Origin of the sequence: Citrobacter sp. FP75, from assembly GCF_018342065.1 — a bacterium.
Lineage (GTDB): Bacteria > Pseudomonadota > Gammaproteobacteria > Enterobacterales > Enterobacteriaceae > Citrobacter.
This window is the reverse complement of record NZ_JAFDOE010000003.1, coordinates 295,688-314,006: the sequence shown is the minus strand read 5'-3', so window position 1 is coordinate 314,006 and position 18,319 is coordinate 295,688. Positions and strand designations below refer to the sequence as shown.

At 54.0% G+C, this 18,319-nt stretch carries 15 protein-coding genes; 1 reads left to right on the top strand and 14 read right to left on the bottom strand.

Annotated elements, in window-relative coordinates; translation table 11 throughout:
• Positions 1-36 precede the first annotated feature (36 nt).
• Complete coding sequence (locus JQ822_RS12785; RefSeq protein ID WP_213133763.1) at positions 37-1,041, top strand: chemotaxis protein; 1,005 nt, start codon at positions 37-39, stop codon at positions 1,039-1,041.
• Positions 1,042-1,099: 58 nt separating this feature from the next.
• On the opposite strand, the gene nuoN is transcribed toward JQ822_RS12785, so the two are convergent.
• The 14 genes from nuoN to lrhA all read right to left on the bottom strand — a co-directional run bounded on the left by nuoN (position 1,100) and on the right by lrhA (position 17,622).
• On the bottom strand, positions 1,100-2,557 hold the full coding sequence (gene nuoN, locus JQ822_RS12780; protein WP_115257911.1) for an NADH-quinone oxidoreductase subunit NuoN: 1,458 nt from the start codon (positions 2,555-2,557) through the stop codon (positions 1,100-1,102).
• A gap of 6 nt (positions 2,558-2,563) precedes the next feature.
• Entirely contained in the window at positions 2,564-4,093 is a 1,530-nt protein-coding gene (gene nuoM, locus JQ822_RS12775; protein ID WP_135321190.1) for an NADH-quinone oxidoreductase subunit M, read from the bottom strand.
• A gap of 76 nt (positions 4,094-4,169) precedes the next feature.
• On the bottom strand, positions 4,170-6,011 hold the full coding sequence (nuoL, locus tag JQ822_RS12770; protein ID WP_213133762.1) for an NADH-quinone oxidoreductase subunit L: 1,842 nt from the start codon (positions 6,009-6,011) through the stop codon (positions 4,170-4,172).
• Positions 6,008-6,310, bottom strand: coding sequence for an NADH-quinone oxidoreductase subunit NuoK (nuoK, locus tag JQ822_RS12765; RefSeq protein WP_000612644.1), 303 nt, complete (start codon positions 6,308-6,310; stop codon positions 6,008-6,010). Before nuoK ends, nuoL begins: the two co-directional genes overlap by 4 nt.
• Entirely contained in the window at positions 6,307-6,861 is a 555-nt protein-coding gene (gene nuoJ / locus JQ822_RS12760; RefSeq protein ID WP_213133761.1) for an NADH-quinone oxidoreductase subunit J, read from the bottom strand. Before nuoJ ends, nuoK begins: the two co-directional genes overlap by 4 nt.
• A gap of 11 nt (positions 6,862-6,872) precedes the next feature.
• Entirely contained in the window at positions 6,873-7,415 is a 543-nt protein-coding gene (gene nuoI, locus JQ822_RS12755) for an NADH-quinone oxidoreductase subunit NuoI (protein WP_135321187.1), read from the bottom strand.
• 14 nt (positions 7,416-7,429) lie between these two features.
• The gene (gene nuoH / locus JQ822_RS12750; protein ID WP_003028063.1) at positions 7,430-8,407 is read right to left on the bottom strand and encodes an NADH-quinone oxidoreductase subunit NuoH; all 978 of its coding nucleotides are present in this window, start codon (positions 8,405-8,407) and stop codon (positions 7,430-7,432) included.
• Positions 8,404-11,130 (bottom strand): NADH-quinone oxidoreductase subunit NuoG, encoded by a 2,727-nt coding sequence (nuoG, locus tag JQ822_RS12745; protein WP_213133760.1) that lies wholly within the window; start codon positions 11,128-11,130, stop codon positions 8,404-8,406. Before nuoG ends, nuoH begins: the two co-directional genes overlap by 4 nt.
• Positions 11,131-11,210: 80 nt before the next feature.
• The gene (gene nuoF / locus JQ822_RS12740) at positions 11,211-12,548 is read right to left on the bottom strand and encodes an NADH-quinone oxidoreductase subunit NuoF (RefSeq protein ID WP_213133759.1); all 1,338 of its coding nucleotides are present in this window, start codon (positions 12,546-12,548) and stop codon (positions 11,211-11,213) included.
• Positions 12,545-13,045, bottom strand: a complete 501-nt coding sequence (gene nuoE, locus JQ822_RS12735) for an NADH-quinone oxidoreductase subunit NuoE (RefSeq protein WP_003028069.1) — start codon at positions 13,043-13,045, stop codon at positions 12,545-12,547. The genes nuoF and nuoE overlap by 4 nt, the downstream gene beginning before the upstream one ends.
• Positions 13,046-13,047: 2 nt before the next feature.
• On the bottom strand, positions 13,048-14,850 hold the full coding sequence (nuoC, locus tag JQ822_RS12730) for an NADH-quinone oxidoreductase subunit C/D (protein WP_096756372.1): 1,803 nt from the start codon (positions 14,848-14,850) through the stop codon (positions 13,048-13,050).
• 85 nt (positions 14,851-14,935) lie between these two features.
• On the bottom strand, positions 14,936-15,598 hold the full coding sequence (nuoB, locus tag JQ822_RS12725; RefSeq protein ID WP_003028075.1) for an NADH-quinone oxidoreductase subunit NuoB: 663 nt from the start codon (positions 15,596-15,598) through the stop codon (positions 14,936-14,938).
• 15 nt (positions 15,599-15,613) lie between these two features.
• A complete protein-coding gene (gene nuoA / locus JQ822_RS12720) occupies positions 15,614-16,057 on the bottom strand; it encodes an NADH-quinone oxidoreductase subunit NuoA (RefSeq protein WP_003028077.1) in 444 nt (147 codons plus the stop codon).
• Positions 16,058-16,683: 626 nt separating this feature from the next.
• The gene (gene lrhA, locus JQ822_RS12715; RefSeq protein ID WP_213133758.1) at positions 16,684-17,622 is read right to left on the bottom strand and encodes a transcriptional regulator LrhA; all 939 of its coding nucleotides are present in this window, start codon (positions 17,620-17,622) and stop codon (positions 16,684-16,686) included.
• Positions 17,623-18,319 lie beyond the last annotated feature (697 nt).

The following is an 18,319-nucleotide window of genomic DNA, read 5'->3' as shown; positions in this document are numbered from 1 at the left end:
AACAGAGAAAAGGCTGGCGTTCACACTGAGGACAGGATGAATAATATTCAGAAAGATATTGATGACAGGACCAACCTAACCCTGTCTAACCGCTTTGAACTGCTGCTGTTTCGCCTCGGCACATCATTGAATGAGCAGAAATCGGAGCTATTTGGCATCAACGTATTTAAGCTGCGCGAAATTGTGCCGATGCCCGCATTTACGCGTCCGGCAGGTATGAAAGCCCCGCTGCTGGGCATGGTGAATATTCGCGATCAGGTGATCCCGGTGATCGACCTGCCCGCCGTCGCGGGATGCAAACCTGAGACCGGACTTAACATCCTGCTGATCACCGAATACGCCCGCAGCGTGCAGGCGTTTGCGGTAGAGTCCGTGGAAAATATTATGCGCCTGGACTGGCAGCAGGTGCATACCGCCGAGAAAGCCGTCAACGGTCGCTATATCACCAGCATCGCCTGTCTGGATGACAACAAAGAGACCAACAACCTGGCGCTGGTACTCGACGTCGAACAGATCCTGTATGACATTGTGCCGTCAAACCACGATCTGCGCGCCACCAATCTGAAGACCAGCACATTCAACATCACACCGGGTGCCGTAGCAATTGTGGCGGAAGACTCTAAGGTCGCTCGCGCAATGTTGGAAAAAGGGCTTAACGCCATGAATATTCCACATCAGATGCATGTCACAGGCAAAGATGCGTGGGAAAAAATTCAGCAACTGTCCGCAGAAGCGCTGTCGGAAGGTAAGCCCATCAGCGACAAAATTGCATTGGTACTTACCGATCTGGAAATGCCGGAGATGGACGGTTTTACGCTAACCCGTAAGATTAAGACCGATGAGCGTTTGAAGAAGATCCCGGTCGTCATTCACTCGTCCCTTTCCGGTAGCGCTAATGAAGATCACGTGCGTAGAGTAAAGGCCGATGGCTACGTCGCAAAGTTCGAGATCAACGAGCTATCCTCTGTTATTCAGGAAGTGATGGAACGTGCGGCACAGGACATTAATGGGCCGCTGGTGAGCCGCCAGATCTCTGCCTGATAATCTTCGTTGCATAAAAAAACCCGCCGAGGCGGGTTTTTTCGTTTCAGTATCTCGCTTACATCAGCGGCGTCGCTAACTGCACGATGCTGATCAGCGGTTGCGGGTAGATACCCAGCACCAGGACCAGCAGCGCAGAGATCAGCACCACGATACCGCCCGCGCTGTACTGCCAGTTGGATGGTGCATCGCGGTTCAGCTGCTGCGGAGCGCTCAGGTACAGGCTCACGGCAACGCGCAGGTAGTAGTACAAACCAATCGCAGAACCGACCACCACAGCGGCAACCAGCCACCACAGGTTAGCCTGCACACCGACCGCCAGCACGTAGAACTTACCGATAAAGCCCAGCGTCATCGGGATACCTGCCAGAGACAGCATCATCACCGTCATCACCGCCGCGAGGATCGGGCGATGCCAGAACAGACCACGGTAGGAGAACAGTGAATCAGCATCCGGGCCGCGGTACGGACTCGACATCAGGCTCACCACGCCGAACGCGCCGAGGCTGCTGAACAGATAACCGGCCAGGTATACACCTACCGCTTCCATCGACATCTCGCCGCTTTGCAGCGCAATCAGCGCCACCAGCAGGTAGCCGAGGTGAGAGATAGAGGAGTAACCGAGCAGACGCTTGATGTTGGTCTGGCTCAGCGCCATCAGGTTACCGAAGATGATGGACGCAAAGGCAATCACACCCAGCACAATACGTACCGCTTCGCTGTCTCCAACCGGCGCGTACAGGAACAGACGCATCACCACACCGAAGATAGCGATTTTGCTCGCCGTCGCCAGGAAGGTGGAAACCGGAGCCGGAGCGCCCTGGTATACGTCTGGCGTCCACAGGTGGAACGGCACCAGAGAGAGTTTAAAGCCGAGGCCAACAATCATCATACCGAAGCCTGCCAGCAGCAGCGGCTCGTTCAGCATACCGTCACCGAGACTCTTACCGAGCGCCACGAACGACAGGTTGCCGGACTGCGCGTACACCAGCGCCATACCGAACAGCAGGAAGGAAGACGCTGCAGCAGACAGGATGGTGTATTTGATACTGGCTTCCAGCGATCGCTTCTGACGGAACGCGTAGCCCACCAGGCCAAACAGCGGCAGAGAGATAAGCTCAATACCGAGGAACAGCGCCGCCAGATGGTTAGCGTTAGCCAGCAGAATACCGCCGAGCGCGGCAATCAGCACCAGCAGGTAGAACTCTTCCCGGTTGTCGTCGTAGCCTTCCAGCCACGGGTAGGCAAAGGTACAGGTGGCAAGGCTCGCCAGCAGCACCATCCCGGTGTAGAGCATGGCGAAACCGTCAACCCGCATCAGCGGGGTGACGTCCATAGCGCCCGCCTGGCCAACAAACCAAAGCGAAACCAGCGCGGCGTTAAGCCCAATGACCGACAGTGTGGCATTGAGGAAGTGATTGCGTCGCCACGCAATGGAGAGCATCACAACCACCACCGTCAAGCCGACGATCAGCAGCGGTAGCAGCGCAATCAGGTGTTGTGGAGTTATTGTCATGGCGATTTACGGCCTTGTAGTAGTAACAGAATTAACAAACCACTGCTGGATGTTGCTCATCGCAGAATGCGAGGTATCCAGAATCGGCTGCGGATAGAAGCCAAGCAGTACCAGAAGCACGACCAGCAACAGGATGATAAACAGCTCACGCAGCGACATCCCTGGCAGTTCTACACTGGCAATCTGGCTTTTCGCTTTACCGAAGTAAGCGCGATGCAGCATCGCCAGCGAGTAAACAGAGGCAAATACCAGACCAAAGGTTGAGATCACAGTAATGACCGGAACCACCTGGTAGCTGCCGAACAGAATCATAAATTCGCCCACGAAGTTACCGGTACCCGGCATACCCAGCGTACAGACTGCGAAGAACATCGACAGCGCAGGCAACCATTTCATTTTGCCCCACAGGCCGCCCATCATACGCATATCACGCGTATGCAGACGTTCGTACAGCTGACCACACAGAATGAACAGACCGGCTGCAGACAGACCGTGCGCGATCATCTGGATAACCGCGCCCTGGTACGCCAACTGGCTACCGGTGTAGATAGCAATCAGGACGAAGCCCATATGGGATACGGAGGTGTAGGCAATCAGACGCTTGATGTCATACTGATTAAAGGCCATCCACGCGCCGTAGAAAATACCGATAACACCCAGCCACATAGCGATAGGTGCGAACTCAGCCGACGCGTTCGGGAACAGCGGCAGAGAGAAGCGCAGCAGACCGTAGGCCGCGGTTTTCAGCAAGATCCCTGCCAGGTCAACGGAACCTGCGGTCGGTGCCTGGGAGTGCGCATCCGGCAACCAGCCGTGCAGCGGAACCACCGGCATTTTCACCGCAAAGGCGATGAAGAAGCCCAGCATCAGCAGATATTCCACGCCGTGGGACATCGGGGTGTTCAGCAGTTCTTCGTAGTTGAAGGTCCAGACGCCGGTTGCTTTGTAGTGCACAAACACCAGCGCCAGGATAGCAATCAACATCACCAGACCACTCGCCTGGGTGTAAATGAAGAACTTGGTTGCCGCCGTGATACGCGTTTTACCGTCAGAGGCTTTATGCCCCCACAGCGCGATCAGGAAGTACATCGGCACCAGCATCATTTCCCAGAAGAAGAAGAACAGGAACATGTCGATGGCAAGGAACACGCCGATCACGCCGCCTAAGATCCACATCAGGTTCAGGTGGAAGAAGCCCTGGTATTTTTCGATTTCATTCCAGGAACACAGCACCGCCAGAACGCCGAGCAGACCGGTCAGCACCACCATCAGCAATGACAGACCGTCGATTGCTAAATGAATAGAGATGCCAAAGCGCGGGATCCACGGCACGACAAACTCAGACTGCCACTGCGGAATACCGGTGGATTGCGTCAGTGAATAGCCGCCCTGCAACCACAGTTGCAGGCCAAGCGCCAGCGTCAGTCCCATGGTAATCAGCGCAATCCAGCGTGGCATCTTCACGCCAAAGCGTTCGGTCTGCCAGCACAGGAAGCCGCCGATAAAGGGAATCAGTATTAGCCAGGGTAATAACATGGCGATATTTGTTCCTTTTTAAGGCCTCAAGCAGAGGCCTGATTTTCAACGAATTTGAATAAAATTCACTTTACGATCAATGCAGTACCATCAGCAATGCCAGCACGACAACCGCACCGATGCTCATTGACGCGACATACCAGCGCAGATAACCGTTCTCGCTGAGCAGCAGACCTTTGCCTGCAAAGCGGGAGAGGACAGCCGGGATATTCATCATTGAGTTAAGCGGATCGCGTTTCAGCAACCAGGCAACGCCAAGGAACGGCTTGACGAACACTTTGTCGTACAACCAGTCAAAGCCCCAGGCGTTGTACCACCAGGTGCCCAGCATACGGCCTGGCGCACTGTTGGCAATCGAGGTCACAAGCGTGCGTTTACCCAGCCACAGCCAGGCTGCAATCAGGATGCCCGCGATCGCAACGATGCCAGAGGTAATTTCCAGCGTCATCACGCTACCATGCGACAGCTCGGTCGTTGCCGGGAGCACGCCATGCAGCGGAGGCACGATCAGCGCGCCAACGAAGGTGGACAGGATCATCAGCACAATCAGCGGCAGATGGTGGGTAATCCCCTTCCCTGCGTGCGCGTGAATTTGTTCTTTGCCGTGGAACACGATGAAAATCATACGGAAGGTGTACAGAGAGGTCATAAACGCCCCGACCAGACCTGCAACCATCAGATTGATATGACCGTTCGCCATCGCACCGGCCAGAATCTCATCCTTACTGAAGAAACCTGCAGTAATCAGCGGCAGAGCCGACAGCGCCGCGCCACCGATCAGGAAGCTGAGATAAACCAGTGGGATTGACTTACGCAGGCCGCCCATCTTGAAGATGTTCTGTTCGTGGTGGCAGGCAAGGATAACCGAGCCGGATGCCAGGAACAGCAGCGCTTTAAAGAAGGCGTGCGTCATCAGGTGGAAAATCGCCGCATCCCATGCCTGAACGCCAAGCGCCAGGAACATGTAGCCAATCTGGCTCATGGTGGAATACGCGAGAACGCGTTTGATGTCGGTCTGTACCAGTGCAGCAAAACCTGCCAGCACCAGCGTGATAGCCCCGATAATCCCCACCAGGTGCAGGATTTCCGGCGTCAGCAGGAACAGGCCGTGGGTACGCGCAATCAGGTAGACACCGGCGGTAACCATCGTTGCGGCGTGGATCAGCGCAGAGACAGGCGTCGGGCCGGCCATCGCGTCAGCAAGCCACGTCTGCAACGGCAGCTGTGCCGATTTACCAACCGCACCGCCCAGCAGCATCAGGGTCGCCCACATCAGCATGTTGTTGCCGTCTGCAAAATGCGCCGGTGCCAGTTCAACCATCTCACGGAAGTTCAGCGTGCCCAGCTCGTTGTAGAGGATGAACAGCGCAAAAGCGAGGAACACGTCGCCCACACGGGTCACAACGAAGGCTTTCATTGCCGCCGCGCCATTCTTCGGATCGGTGTAGTAAAAACCGATCAGTAAGTAAGAGCACAGGCCCACGCCTTCCCAGCCGAGGTACATCAGCAACAGGTTATCCGCGAGTACCAGAACGACCATGCTGGCGATAAACAGGTTGGTGTAAGCGAAGAAACGAGAGTAACCCTCTTCCCCGCGCATATACCAGGAGGCGAACATGTGGATCAGGAAACCAACGCCGGTAACCACGGAGAGCATGGTCAGCGACAGGCCGTCCAGCACCAGGTTAAAGCCGATATTAAAGTCGCCAACGGACATCCACGTCCACAGCGGCTGACTGTAGGCCTGCTGACCATTGGCGAAGAAATCAACGCCAACAAACGCAGTGACCAGCGCGGCCAGGCCAATCGACCCGACGCCCACGGTGGCAGACAGATTTTCTGACCAACGACCGCGAGAGAACGCCAGTAATACAAAGCCAATAAATGGCAGAATAATGGTTAAGGCAAGCATGTTCATCCACGCATCTCACTTACTGAATCGATGTTCAGGTTCTGGCGACGGCGATGAAGCTGCAGCAACAGCGCAAGTCCAATGCTCGCTTCCGCAGCCGCAAGGCTGATGGCGAGAATGTACATCACCTGACCATCGGTCTGGCCCCAGTAGCTTCCGGCGACCACAAAGGCCAGCGCAGAGGCGTTAATCATGATTTCCAGCCCGATCAGCATAAACAGCAGATTGCGGCGGATAACCAGACCGGTTAAGCCCAGGACGAATAAAATCGCAGCGAGGATCAGTCCATGTTGTAAGGGGATCATGCGTGCTCCTCCGTTTTTCTTTTCGCGCGGTCATCAGTGCGGTTGCTCAGCACTTCACCAGAACGCTCTTCGCGACCAACGTGGAAGGCCACAACCAGACCTGCCAGCAGCAGCATCGAAGCCAGTTCGACCGCCAGTACATACGGTCCGAACAGCGAGATACCGACCGCTTTCGCGCTAATTGGCGTCCCGTCGATGCCCTGATCGTTAACGCCGAGAATAGCGTAGACAATGACCACCAGCATGATGGCCGACAGAATCGCCGGACCAATCCACACCTGTGGTTTCAGCCACTGGCGTTCCTGTTCGATTTCAGCACCGCCCAGGTTGAGCATCATGACCACGAACACGAACAGCACCATGATGGCGCCCGCATAGACGATAATTTCCAGTGCACCCGCGAAGTAAGCACCCAGCGAGAAGAACACCCCAGAAATCGCCAGCAGCGAAATAATCAGATACAACAGTGCGTGTACCGGATTGGTGTGGGTGATGACCCGCAAGGTTGCGAGAATGGCTATCAGGCCACAGATATAAAAAGCGAACTCCATTGCCCCTCTCCTTACGGTAACAGGCTCTTGACGTCGATAGGCTTAGCTTCGTTCTCTGCTTCGCCCTTATCTTTGCCGTCGATTGCCATACCTGCCATCCGGTAGAAGTTATATTCCGGATATTTACCCGGACCGGAGATCAGCAGATCCTCTTTCTCGTAAACCAGATCCTGGCGCTTGTACTCACCCAGTTCGAAATCTGGCGTAAGCTGAATGGCCGTTGTCGGACAGGCTTCTTCGCACAGACCGCAGAAAATGCAGCGTGAGAAGTTGATGCGGAAAAACTCCGGATACCAGCGTCCATCTTTGGTCTCTGCTTTTTGCAGAGAGATACAGCCTACCGGACACGCTACCGCACACAGGTTACAGGCAACGCAGCGCTCTTCGCCGTCCGGGTCGCGCGTCAGAACGATACGACCACGAAAACGGGGCGGTAGATAGACCGGCTCTTCCGGATACATCTGCGTTTCGCGTTTTGCGAACGCATGCAGGCCGATCATCCAGATACTACGAAGCTGGGTGCCTGCGCCTACAAGTAATTCTTTTAAGGTCATGGTCTTTGTGTCCCTTATTGCGCCTGCCACAGAATGACAGCCGCCGTTACCAGCAAATTGACGAGCGTCAGCGGCAGACAAACTTTCCAGCCGAAGGACATTACCTGGTCATAACGAGGACGCGGTAACGACGCACGAATCAAAATGAACATCATCATAAAGAACGCGGTTTTCAGCGCGAACCAGACGAATGGCGGTAAGAACGGGCCATGCCAGCCACCGAAGAACAGGGTAACCATCAGCGCAGAAATGGTGACGATACCAATGTACTCGCCCACGAAGAACAGACCGAATTTCATACCGGAATATTCAATGTGGTAACCATCGGCCAGTTCCTGCTCGGCTTCCGGCTGGTCAAACGGGTGACGGTGACAGACCGCTACGCCCGCGATGGCAAAGGTGACAAAACCAAAGAACTGCGGAATAACGTTCCAGATATCAGCCTGGTTGTTGACGATGTCGGTCATGTTAAATGAACCGGCCTGCGCCACCACCCCCATCAGGGAAAGCCCGAGGAACACTTCGTAGCTCAGGGTCTGCGCAGACGCACGCATCGCGCCGAGCAGCGAGTATTTGTTGTTGCTCGACCAACCGGCAAACAGCACCGCGTACACTGCCAGACCGGCCATCATCAGGAAGAACAGGATCCCGATGTTAAGGTCGGCCACCACCCAGTTCGGACTGACCGGCACAATGGCGAAGGCCAGCAGCAGCGAGGTGAAGGCGATCATCGGTGCCAGGGTAAAGATGACGCGATCCGAGAATTTTGGGATCCAGTCTTCTTTAAAGAACATCTTGATCATGTCCGCAACCAGCTGGAGCGAACCGCCCCAGCCCACACGGTTCGGTCCGTAGCGGTTCTGGAACAGACCCAGCAGACGACGTTCACCAAAGCTCATGAATGCCCCGCAGGTGACCACCACCAGCAGGATCACCACCGCTTTGAGAATGCTCAGCAGGATCTCAATCAGATCGGGTGTAATCCAACTCATTGTTGTGCCTCCTGCAGATCCTCAAGACGCGCACCTGCCAGAACTGGCGCGATACCCGGCATACCCATCGGCAAACCAACCTGCCCCGCCGTCAACCCTTCAGAGATTTCAACCGGTAATGTGACCGTGCTGCCATCATAACTAAAGGAAACGTGCGTACCGGTATTAACGCCCAACTTCGCGGCATCAGCCGGGTTGAGTTTGATATACGGCTGCGGCATGCGAGTCTGGATGACCGGCGCGCGCTGGGACATTTCGTCGCTACCAAACAGATGATAGTACGGCGCGATGCGCCACTGACCATCCTGCGCCTGGAAGCTCGCCGGAACGGTAGTGAAGTAGTCCAGACCACTAACAGATGCTTCGATCAGACGCACGCCCGGATCGCCATGACGCAGTTTTCCGCCCACTTCATCCTGGAATTTGTTCCACGCTTGTGGAGAGTTCCAGCCTGGTGCCCAGGCAAACGGAATTTGTGAACGCGGCGCAGACGGCTGGTTGTTCCCTTCCATAGAGAAGGCAAACATGGTGTCTTTGTCCTGCGGTTGACGCGGTTCATGCACGCTGATGTTCGCACGCATAGCGGTACGACCACTGTAACGATGCGGCTCACGTGCCAGTTTCTGCCCGCGAATACGGAAGCTCGCGTCCGGCGCGGCATCTTTAATGCCAGCCAGTTGCGGCAGCGCGGCCACGGCTGCGTCGATGACGTGATCAAGCTGCGTCCAGTCCACCTCACGGCTCTGCACGGTGCTGTGCAGTGAGTGCAGCCAGCGCCAGCTTTCCAGCATCACAATGCTGCTGTCGTAGTAGCTTGGGTCATACACCTGGAAGAAACGCTGTGCGCGGCCTTCGTTGTTAACGACCGTACCATCGCTTTCAGCGAAGCTTGCAGCGGAAAGCACCAAATGGGCGTTTTCCATAATTGCGGTGCGCTGATGGTCAACAACCAGTACCAGCGGTGCTTTCGCCAGCGCGGCGTTAACACGCGTTGCTGAAGCATGGCGATGCAGATCGTTTTCCAGCACTACAACGGCGTCAGCGCGACCTGTTTCCAGCTCAGTCAGCGCATCGTCGAGAGAACCGCCGCCAATCATACCGAGGCCCATGCTGTTAACAGAGCGAGCAATCATGGTGATGCCGACGTCAGCTCCGCGACCTTTCAGCGCTTTCGCCACGTTGGCAGCGGCCTGAATCACTTCAGCGCTACCGGCATTCGTACCGGAAATAATCAGCGGTTTCTTCGCTCCGGCCAGGGCCTGAACGATAACATCGATTTTGTTCTGCAGGTCACGGTCGATACCATCAACCGCCGGGGCGGTGTTATCCAGCGCATGGGCGATAGCAAAACCTAAACGCGCCTGATCTTCAACCGGCGCACGGTAGGTCCATGCCGCGATATCATCCAGACGGGTGCTGTCAACGTTAGTCACGAACAGCGGATGTTTGGCGCGCTGGCCGATGTTGAGGATGGCCGCAATCTGCCAGTCGGCCACTTTTTGTGCCGCCGCCATTTCACGTGCTTTACCTTTCACCGCCTGACGTACCGCCAGCGCAATGCGCGCGCCGGTCTGGGTGACATCTTCGCCCAGCACCAGTACCGCATCATAAGATTCGATCTCGCGCAGTGCCGGGGTATGAATACCGCCGTCACGCAGCACGCTTAGCGCCAGTTGCAGACGTTCCAGCTCGCCCTGAGCGATGCCGGTATAGAAGTTATCCGCACCGACCAGTTCACGCAGCGCGAAGTTGCTTTCAACGCTGGCGCGCGGGGAGCCGATGCCGATCACTTTCTTCGACTGACGCAGAATGTCAGCCGCGCCCTGCATCGCCTGCTCGGCGTTGAGGGTGATCAGGTCATCGCCACGACGCTGTACCGGCTGACGCGGACGGTCTTTCAGGTTCACGTAACCATAGCCAAAACGACCACGGTCGCAGAGGAAATAATGGTTAACGGTACCGTTATAGCGGTTTTCGATACGACGCAGTTCGCCATAACGCTCACCTGGGCTGGTGTTACAGCCAATGGAACACTGCTGGCAGATGCTCGGCGCAAACTGCATGTCCCATTTACGGTTATAACGCTCGGAGTGCGTTTTATCAGTGAACACGCCGGTCGGGCAAATTTCTACCAGGTTACCGGAGAATTCGCTTTCCAGTACGCCGTCTTCCGGGCGACCGAAGTAGACGTTGTCGTGTGCGCCATACACGCCCAGATCCGTACCGTCAGCGTAATCTTTGTAGTAACGAACGCAGCGATAGCAGGCGATGCAGCGGTTCATTTCGTGAGAGATGAACGGCCCCAGGTCCTGGTTACGGTGGGTGCGCTTGGTAAAGCGGTAGCGACGGAAGCTATGGCCGGTCATCACGGTCATATCCTGAAGGTGGCAGTTACCGCCCTCTTCGCAGACCGGGCAGTCATGTGGGTGGTTAGTCATCAACCACTCCACTACGCTCTCGCGGAACTGCTTCGCTTCTTCGTCATCAATCGAAATAAAGGTGCCTTCGGTGGCCGGTGTCATACAAGACATCACCAGGCGACCACGCGTGTCTTCCGCGTTTTGATATTGCTTCACCGCACACTGGCGGCAAGCACCGACGCTTCCCAGCGCCGGGTGCCAGCAAAAGTACGGAATATCAAGGCCGAGGGACAGACAAGCTTCTAGCAGGTTGTCCGCTCCGTTGACCTCATATTCTTTGCCGTCTACATGAATCGTAGCCATAGTCAGCATGCTTCCAGTTGGCTCGGTCGTGACCGAGCGTTAATCGAATTTCTTATCGCGATACAGGGTTAACCCTGCTATCACCAGCGCTCTTTCAGCAGGTTCGGCTGAATACCACCAATCGCATGAGTATTGCTGAAGGTCTGCTTGATGCCAGCTTCGAATTCTTCGCGGAAATATTTAATCGCGCTCTGCAGCGGTTCGACCGCACCCGGCGCGTGTGCGCAGAAGGTTTTGCCCGGACCGAGGAAACGACACAGTTGCTCAAGTGTCTCGATATCCCCTGGCTGACCTTCGCCACGCTCCAGCGCGCGCAGAATTTTCACGCTCCACGGCAGACCATCACGGCACGGCGTACACCAGCCACAGGACTCGCGGGCAAAGAACTCTTCGAGGTTACGCACCAGCCCAACCATACCAATCTCGTGATCGACGGCCATCGCCAGCGCGGTACCCAGACGGCTGCCCGCTTTACCGATGCTTTCGAACTCCATCGGCAGGTCGAGGTGCGCTTCGGTGAGGAAGTCAGTCCCCGCACCGCCCGGCTGCCAGGCTTTAAACTTCAGGCCATCGCGCATGCCGCCCGCATAATCTTCGAGGATTTCACGCGCGGTAGTGCCGAACGGCAGTTCCCACAGGCCAGGGTTTTTCACGCGACCGGAGAAGCCCATCAGCTTGGTGCCAGCATCTTTGCTCTTCGAGATGTTCTGGTACCACTCCACACCCTGATCGAGAATAGCCGGAACGTTACACAGAGTTTCGACGTTGTTAACGCAGGTCGGTTTACCCCATGCGCCAGAGCTTGCCGGGAACGGCGGCTTGGAGCGCGGGTTAGCGCGACGACCTTCGAGGGAGTTAATCAATGCGGTTTCTTCACCACAGATGTAACGCCCTGCCCCGGTGTGCACAAACAGCTCGAAATCGAAACCGGTGCCCATAATGTTTTTGCCAAGCAGACCGGCTTCGGTCGCTTCAGCAATCGCGCGACGCAGATTCACCGCCGCTTCAATATATTCACCGCGCAGGAAGATATAGCCGCGGTACGCTTTCAGCGCAAACGCGGAGATCAGCATGCCTTCCACCAGCAGGTGCGGCAGCTGTTCCATCAACAGACGGTCTTTATAGGTGCCCGGCTCCATTTCATCGGCGTTACACAGCAGGTAACGGATGTTCATGGATTCGTCTTTCGGCATCAGGCTCCACTTCAGACCGGTGGAAAAGCCCGCGCCGCCGCGCCCTTTCAGGCCAGCGTCTTTTACCTGATTAACGATTTCATCCGGTGACAGGCCGGTCAGAGCCTTACGCGCACCTGCGTAACCGTTTTTGCTACGGTATTCGTCCAGCCAGACCGGCTGTTGGTCATCACGCAGACGCCAGGTCAGCGGATGCGTTTCGGGAGTACGGATAATGTCTTTCATTTATACCGCTCCAGCAGTTCGGGAATGCCTTCCGGGGTCAGGTGAGCGTGAGTGTCCTCATCGATCATCATGTTCGGCCCTTTATCGCAGTTCCCCAGGCAACAGGTTGGCAGCAGCGTAAAACGACCGTCAAAGGTCGTCTGCCCCGGCTTGATGTTGAGTTTTTTCTCCAGCGCCGCCTGGATCCCCTGATAGCCGTTGATATGGCACACCACGCTGTCGCAGTAACGGATTACGTGGCGGCCTACCGGCTGGCGGAAGATCTGGCTGTAAAACGTGGCAACACCTTCAACGTCGCTTGCCGGGATACCCAGCACGTCAGCTATCGCATAAATCGCCCCATCCGGCACCCAGCCACGCTGCTTCTGAACGATTTTCAGCGCTTCAATGGACGCCGCACGCGGGTCTTCGTAGTGGTGCTTCTCGTGCTCAATCGCTTCACGCTCAGCCGCACTCAGCTCAAAAGCCTCGGTTTGTGGTTGTTGATTCTCGTGCATAATTAGCGGTCCACATCTGACATAACAAAATCGATACTACCCAGATGGACGATAAGGTCGGACACCAGGCTACCGCGTACCGCGACCGGGATCTGCTGCAAATGCGCATAGCTCGGAGTACGGATACGAGTACGGTAACTCATGGTGCTGCCATCGCTGGTCAGGTAGTAACTGTTGATACCCTTGGTTGCTTCCACCATCTGGAAGGATTCCTGCGCCGGCATAACCGGGCCCCACGACACTTGCAGGAAGTGGGTGATCAGGGTTTCGATATGCTGCAGCGTGCGCTCTTTCGGCGGCGGCGTGGTCAGCGGGTGATCCGCTTTGAACGGGCCTTCCGGCATGTTGTTGAGGCACTGCTCAAGGATGCGCAGACTCTGGCGCAGCTCCTCAACTTTCAACATCACGCGGGTATAGCAGTCGGAAACGCCACCGCCAACCGGGATTTCGAAGTCGAAGTTTTCATAGCCAGAATACGGACGTGACTTACGCACGTCGAAATCAATGCCGGTAGCACGCAGCGCAGCGCCGGTACAACCCCAGTCCAGCGCTTCTTTCTTGCCGTAAGCGGCAACGCCCTGCGAACGGCCTTTCAGGATGGTGTTGCGCAGCGCGGCTTTCTCGTAGGAATCCAGACGCTTCGGCATCCAGTCGAGGAAATCACGCAGCAGCTTGTCCCAGCCACGCGGCAGGTCGTGCGCGACACCGCCGATACGGAACCAGGCCGGGTGCATACGGAAACCGGTGATTGCTTCCACCACGTCATAGATTTTCTGACGATCGGTAAAGGCGAAGAACACAGGGGTCATCGCACCGACGTCCTGAATGAACGTGGAGATATACAGCAGGTGGCTGTTGATACGGAACAGTTCGGAAAGCATGACGCGAATCACGTTGACGCGATCCGGTACGGTAATGCCCGCCAGCTTTTCTACCGCCAGCACGTACGGCATTTCGTTCACACAGCCGCCGAGGTACTCGATACGGTCGGTGTACGGAATGTAGCTGTGCCAGGACTGACGTTCACCCATCTTTTCAGCGCCACGATGGTGGTAGCCGATGTCAGGCACGCAGTCGACGATCTCTTCGCCGTCAAGCTGGAGAACAATACGGAATGCACCGTGAGAAGACGGGTGGTTCGGACCGAGGTTAAGGAACATGAAGTCCTCGTTTTCGGTACCGCGTTGCATGCCCCAGTCTTCTGGTTTGAAGGTCAGTGATTCCATTTCCAGATCCTGCTTGGCTTTGGTCAGCTCAAACGGATCGAATTCGGTCGCACGCGCCGGGTAATCTTTACGCAGCGGATGGCCTTCCCATGTATGCGGCATCAGCAGACGCGTCAGGTGCGGGTGGCCTTCGATATCGATACCAAACATTTCCCAGGTTTCACGCTCATACCAGTTGGCGTTAGGGAAAAGTTTGGTGAACGTTGGCACGCGCAGATCGTTTTCAGACAATGCCACCTTGAGCATGATATCGCGATTGCGTTCAATGGAGATCAGGTGATAGAAAACGGAAAAATCCGCGGCGGGTAACCCTTCGCGGTGCGTACGCAGACGTTCGTCCATGCCGTGTAAGTCAAACAGCATGACGTAAGGTTTCGGCAGTCTCTTTAAGAAATCGCCAACTTCCAGTAATTGTTCACGCTTGACCCAAACAACGGGTACCCCGGTGCGAGTCGCCTGAACGGTAAAGGCATCCGGCCCAAAACGGTTACGCAGTTCGCCAATGACCGGGTCATCGAGATGATCCCGTGTTTGCCATGCAGCGTCTTGCGCGGTTAAGTCGGTCATATTGTTCACCATTGCAAATGGTCCGTGGTGGTCGGCAGTGCTTCGCGCTATTTATATAGTGATAAGCGAAGGAAGTGCTGCTGCCGACGGGCGCAAATTAAATCTCGTCCGGTGTGCGAAGATTCGTTACAGCAATACGTTCGCCGCGTTTACGCTCGCGCTCTGACTGCATATTGGCGCGATAAACGCCCTGATCGCCAACCACCCAGGAGAGCGGACGGCGTTCTTTGCCAATGGAGTCTTGCAGCAGCATCAGCGCCTGCATGTAAGCTTCCGGACGCGGCGGACATCCCGGGATGTACACATCTACCGGGATAAACTTATCAACGCCCTGTACGACGGAGTAAATATCGTACATACCGCCGGAGTTGGCACATGCGCCCATGGAAATAACCCACTTAGGTTCCAGCATCTGATCGTAGAGGCGCTGAATAACCGGGGCCATTTTGGTAAAGCAGGTGCCGGCCACAACCATCAGGTCTGCCTGACGCGGAGATGCACGCAATACTTCTGCACCAAAACGGGCCACGTCATGCACGGCGGTGAACGAAGTCACCATCTCAACGTAGCAGCAGGAAAGGCCAAAGTTGTATGGCCAAATTGAGTTTTTACGGCCCCAGTTAACCATGTCATGCAGTTTGCCCATGAACACGTTTTTGTTAACTTCTTGCTCCAGGGGGTCGGTTACGATCTCCTGTTTTTGCAGGGGGTAACGGTCGTTCTCACCGTTAGGATCTATGCGGGTGAGCGTATAATCCATCTTAATGCCTCGCGGTTAGCGTTGACGATTAGCGATACTGTTCGTTTCCGGGTTCATACGCTCGCGGCGTGAACGCGCGGGCGTCCAGTCCAGCGCGCCAATACGCACCAGATAAACCAGACCTGCCAGTAACACAAAAATAAAAATTGCAGCTTCCACAAAGCCAATCCAGCCGCTTTCACGGATAGACGTCGACCATGCGAAAAGATACAGCGCTTCAACGTCGAAGATAACGAAGAACATGGCTACCAGATAAAACTTGGCAGACAGGCGCAAGCGGGCGGTGCCGACCGAGTCGATACCTGATTCAAACGGCACGTTTTTAGATCTCGCGCGCGCGCGACCACCTAAAAACCAGCCGCCGACGAGCATCAGGCAGCACAGGCCAATGGCGACAATAAGAAAGATAGCGAATGCCCAGTGATGAGCGATGATTTCAGTGGATGTTGACATACTCATTGCTTACTCATCAAAAGTAGCGCCAAATTCTCTGCTCTTTACGGCAGATGAACGCCACATCGATTCATGGGGAGGAATAAAAAAAACCTTACAATCACTGTAGAAAACCATTTATACAGCCAATTGATGGGGTTTTTTACTCCTTTCTATAACCTTTTGTCAACTTTAACAAAAGTTTCCTCACATTATTTTACACCAATTCAATTTCGTTAACATAAAGTGCTATTTAGACTCATTTCGATCGTGTCATCAGTCAATTTTAACGTTGTTGAATCGTGTCCGTAGTGAAGTAAAAAAGATAATACACCTCTATTTTGACAGGAATTCGTGCAGATGCCTCCCCCTAAATGGGAGTATTTTCTTGATCTGTGACACGCTTTTGTTAATTCACCATAAAAAACAGCAACAATTTCTCTAGTTTTTTAACATGGAAACTATTAGCAACGCTGTTGATTGTTTTTCACCCTACTTCCTGGCTGTTTTTTTACCTGCTGATTTTGTTAAGTTTTCGTATAGCAAATGACATAAACCAGCAATATTTGCATAAAAAAAGAGCCGCTGGATGTTTTTTCATCATCAGCGGCTCTTTTTTACACTTACATTTTAAAACGATTATTTGTGACGCGTTACTCAAAGTCGCCTTCAACAATAAGCGAATCATCTCCCCCTTCAGGGGTAAACTGATTGTATTGCCAAGGATTTTGATACGTCTGCATCGATTTAAAGATAACTTCTGCTAACTCATTTTTCGTGGTCGGATCGCTGCACAGCAGATACTCTGTATCTGGCAATGGCGGTAATCCGTCCGCCGCACCCAGCACGCGTAAGTCAGGACTCATCATTTCAACGGGACGAGCCGTGACACCCAGACCGGCTTTTACCGCAGCACGAACCGCGGGCAATGTTGAGGCGACATAGGCCAGACGCCACGGGATCTGCGCCGCGTTTAGCGTAGACAGCACGATATCGCGAAACGGACTCGGATCGTCCAGCAGAACCAACGGTATTGGTTCACCTTTTTGCAGGATATATTCGGCCGCACAATACCAGTGCGTCGGTGAGGTGCGCAGATTCAGGCACTCAAAATCACCAGGGCGGTTGGTGGTCACCACCAAATCCACTTCTTGCGACTTCAGCATATCCACCATGTAGGCATTACGCTTAACTCTTACGTCCAGCGCAAGCTTCGGATAAACCGAGCTTATGCGGTTGAGCAAAAACGGCAGTATCGTATCGGCAGATTCATCAGAAGCGCCGATAGTTAACACTCCCTGAAGATTATTGAACATTAATGATGAGCAAGCCTCATCATTAAAACGCAGTATTTTTCTGGCGTAACCCAACAGCTGGATACCATGTTCGGTCAGCAGTTTGTTGCGTCCATGGCGCGCGAACAACTCTTTCCCCACGAGTTGCTCAAGGCGTTGCATTTGCTGACTCACTGCAGACTGAGTGCGACATACCGCAGCTGCCGCAGCCGCGAAGGTGTTCAGATCGGCAACAGCAACGAAGGTTCTCAGCAGATCGAGATCGAGGTTAATTATCGGACGATTTGCATTTATCATAGTTTTTCACTTACTCGTGGGTCATACCGGGTTAATGCTGTGCATTCAGAATCAAACAACTCCATTTGTAATGTGCCTCCCTGGCAGTTTCGCTCAGTGTAACCAAGTGAAAATAAGGATGTATTTGGTTTAACAAGCGAAACAATTCTCTTTCTGAGCTATATAATACCCGTGACACTCATCGGAATATAGCAATGAGAAAGAGCCCTATTTTTAGCAGCTGGATGATTCTGACTATTGGAAAACATGTAAATTTTGTAAATTTAAAAAATAGTTAACGAACAATAATTTACACATTAAGAACTAAGTTTTCAGTATGTTAGGAACAACAAACAAACATTTGAATTATCGTGAAATTCGTACTACGCATCATTTCATGGGGCTTATCTTAACCTAAAACCACTATATTTATAAGTGTTATCGCGAATAATTCGAGCCAAATTGGTGTGATGTCAAAGCAGCAGTTTTCGTATTATTAGCCAATTCAACCCAACGCTGTTTAAATATTAAATAATAATTAATTAAGAATTCCTCAATTCATTAATTTCACTTAACAATGGATTCACACCCGACCACGGCCGGATCAGGCTGATAACAGTCTGCGCGGATAAAACCTCAGTATTTTCGAATTACGTCATTCAGGTTAGATGTCGGCGACCTTTTGCTTTACCGACTTAACTTTTTTTTACCAGACAAA

Excerpts from the sequence above, each read along its gene's own strand:
- JQ822_RS12785 (WP_213133763.1), top strand. The coding sequence starts at position 37 with ATGAATAATATTCAGAAAGATATTGATGACAGGACCAACCTAACCCTG.
- nuoN (WP_115257911.1), bottom strand. The coding sequence starts at position 2,557 with ATGACAATAACTCCACAACACCTGATTGCGCTGCTACCGCTGCTGATC.
- nuoM (WP_135321190.1), bottom strand. The coding sequence starts at position 4,093 with ATGTTATTACCCTGGCTAATACTGATTCCCTTTATCGGCGGCTTCCTG.
- nuoL (WP_213133762.1), bottom strand. The coding sequence starts at position 6,011 with ATGAACATGCTTGCCTTAACCATTATTCTGCCATTTATTGGCTTTGTA.
- nuoK (WP_000612644.1), bottom strand. The coding sequence starts at position 6,310 with ATGATCCCCTTACAACATGGACTGATCCTCGCTGCGATTTTATTCGTC.
- nuoJ (WP_213133761.1), bottom strand. The coding sequence starts at position 6,861 with ATGGAGTTCGCTTTTTATATCTGTGGCCTGATAGCCATTCTCGCAACC.
- nuoI (WP_135321187.1), bottom strand. The coding sequence starts at position 7,415 with ATGACCTTAAAAGAATTACTTGTAGGCGCAGGCACCCAGCTTCGTAGT.
- nuoH (WP_003028063.1), bottom strand. The coding sequence starts at position 8,407 with ATGAGTTGGATTACACCCGATCTGATTGAGATCCTGCTGAGCATTCTC.
- nuoG (WP_213133760.1), bottom strand. The coding sequence starts at position 11,130 with ATGGCTACGATTCATGTAGACGGCAAAGAATATGAGGTCAACGGAGCG.
- nuoF (WP_213133759.1), bottom strand. The coding sequence starts at position 12,548 with ATGAAAGACATTATCCGTACTCCCGAAACGCATCCGCTGACCTGGCGT.
- nuoE (WP_003028069.1), bottom strand. The coding sequence starts at position 13,045 with ATGCACGAGAATCAACAACCACAAACCGAGGCTTTTGAGCTGAGTGCG.
- nuoC (WP_096756372.1), bottom strand. The coding sequence starts at position 14,850 with ATGGTGAACAATATGACCGACTTAACCGCGCAAGACGCTGCATGGCAA.
- nuoB (WP_003028075.1), bottom strand. The coding sequence starts at position 15,598 with ATGGATTATACGCTCACCCGCATAGATCCTAACGGTGAGAACGACCGT.
- nuoA (WP_003028077.1), bottom strand. The coding sequence starts at position 16,057 with ATGAGTATGTCAACATCCACTGAAATCATCGCTCATCACTGGGCATTC.
- lrhA (WP_213133758.1), bottom strand. The coding sequence starts at position 17,622 with ATGATAAATGCAAATCGTCCGATAATTAACCTCGATCTCGATCTGCTG.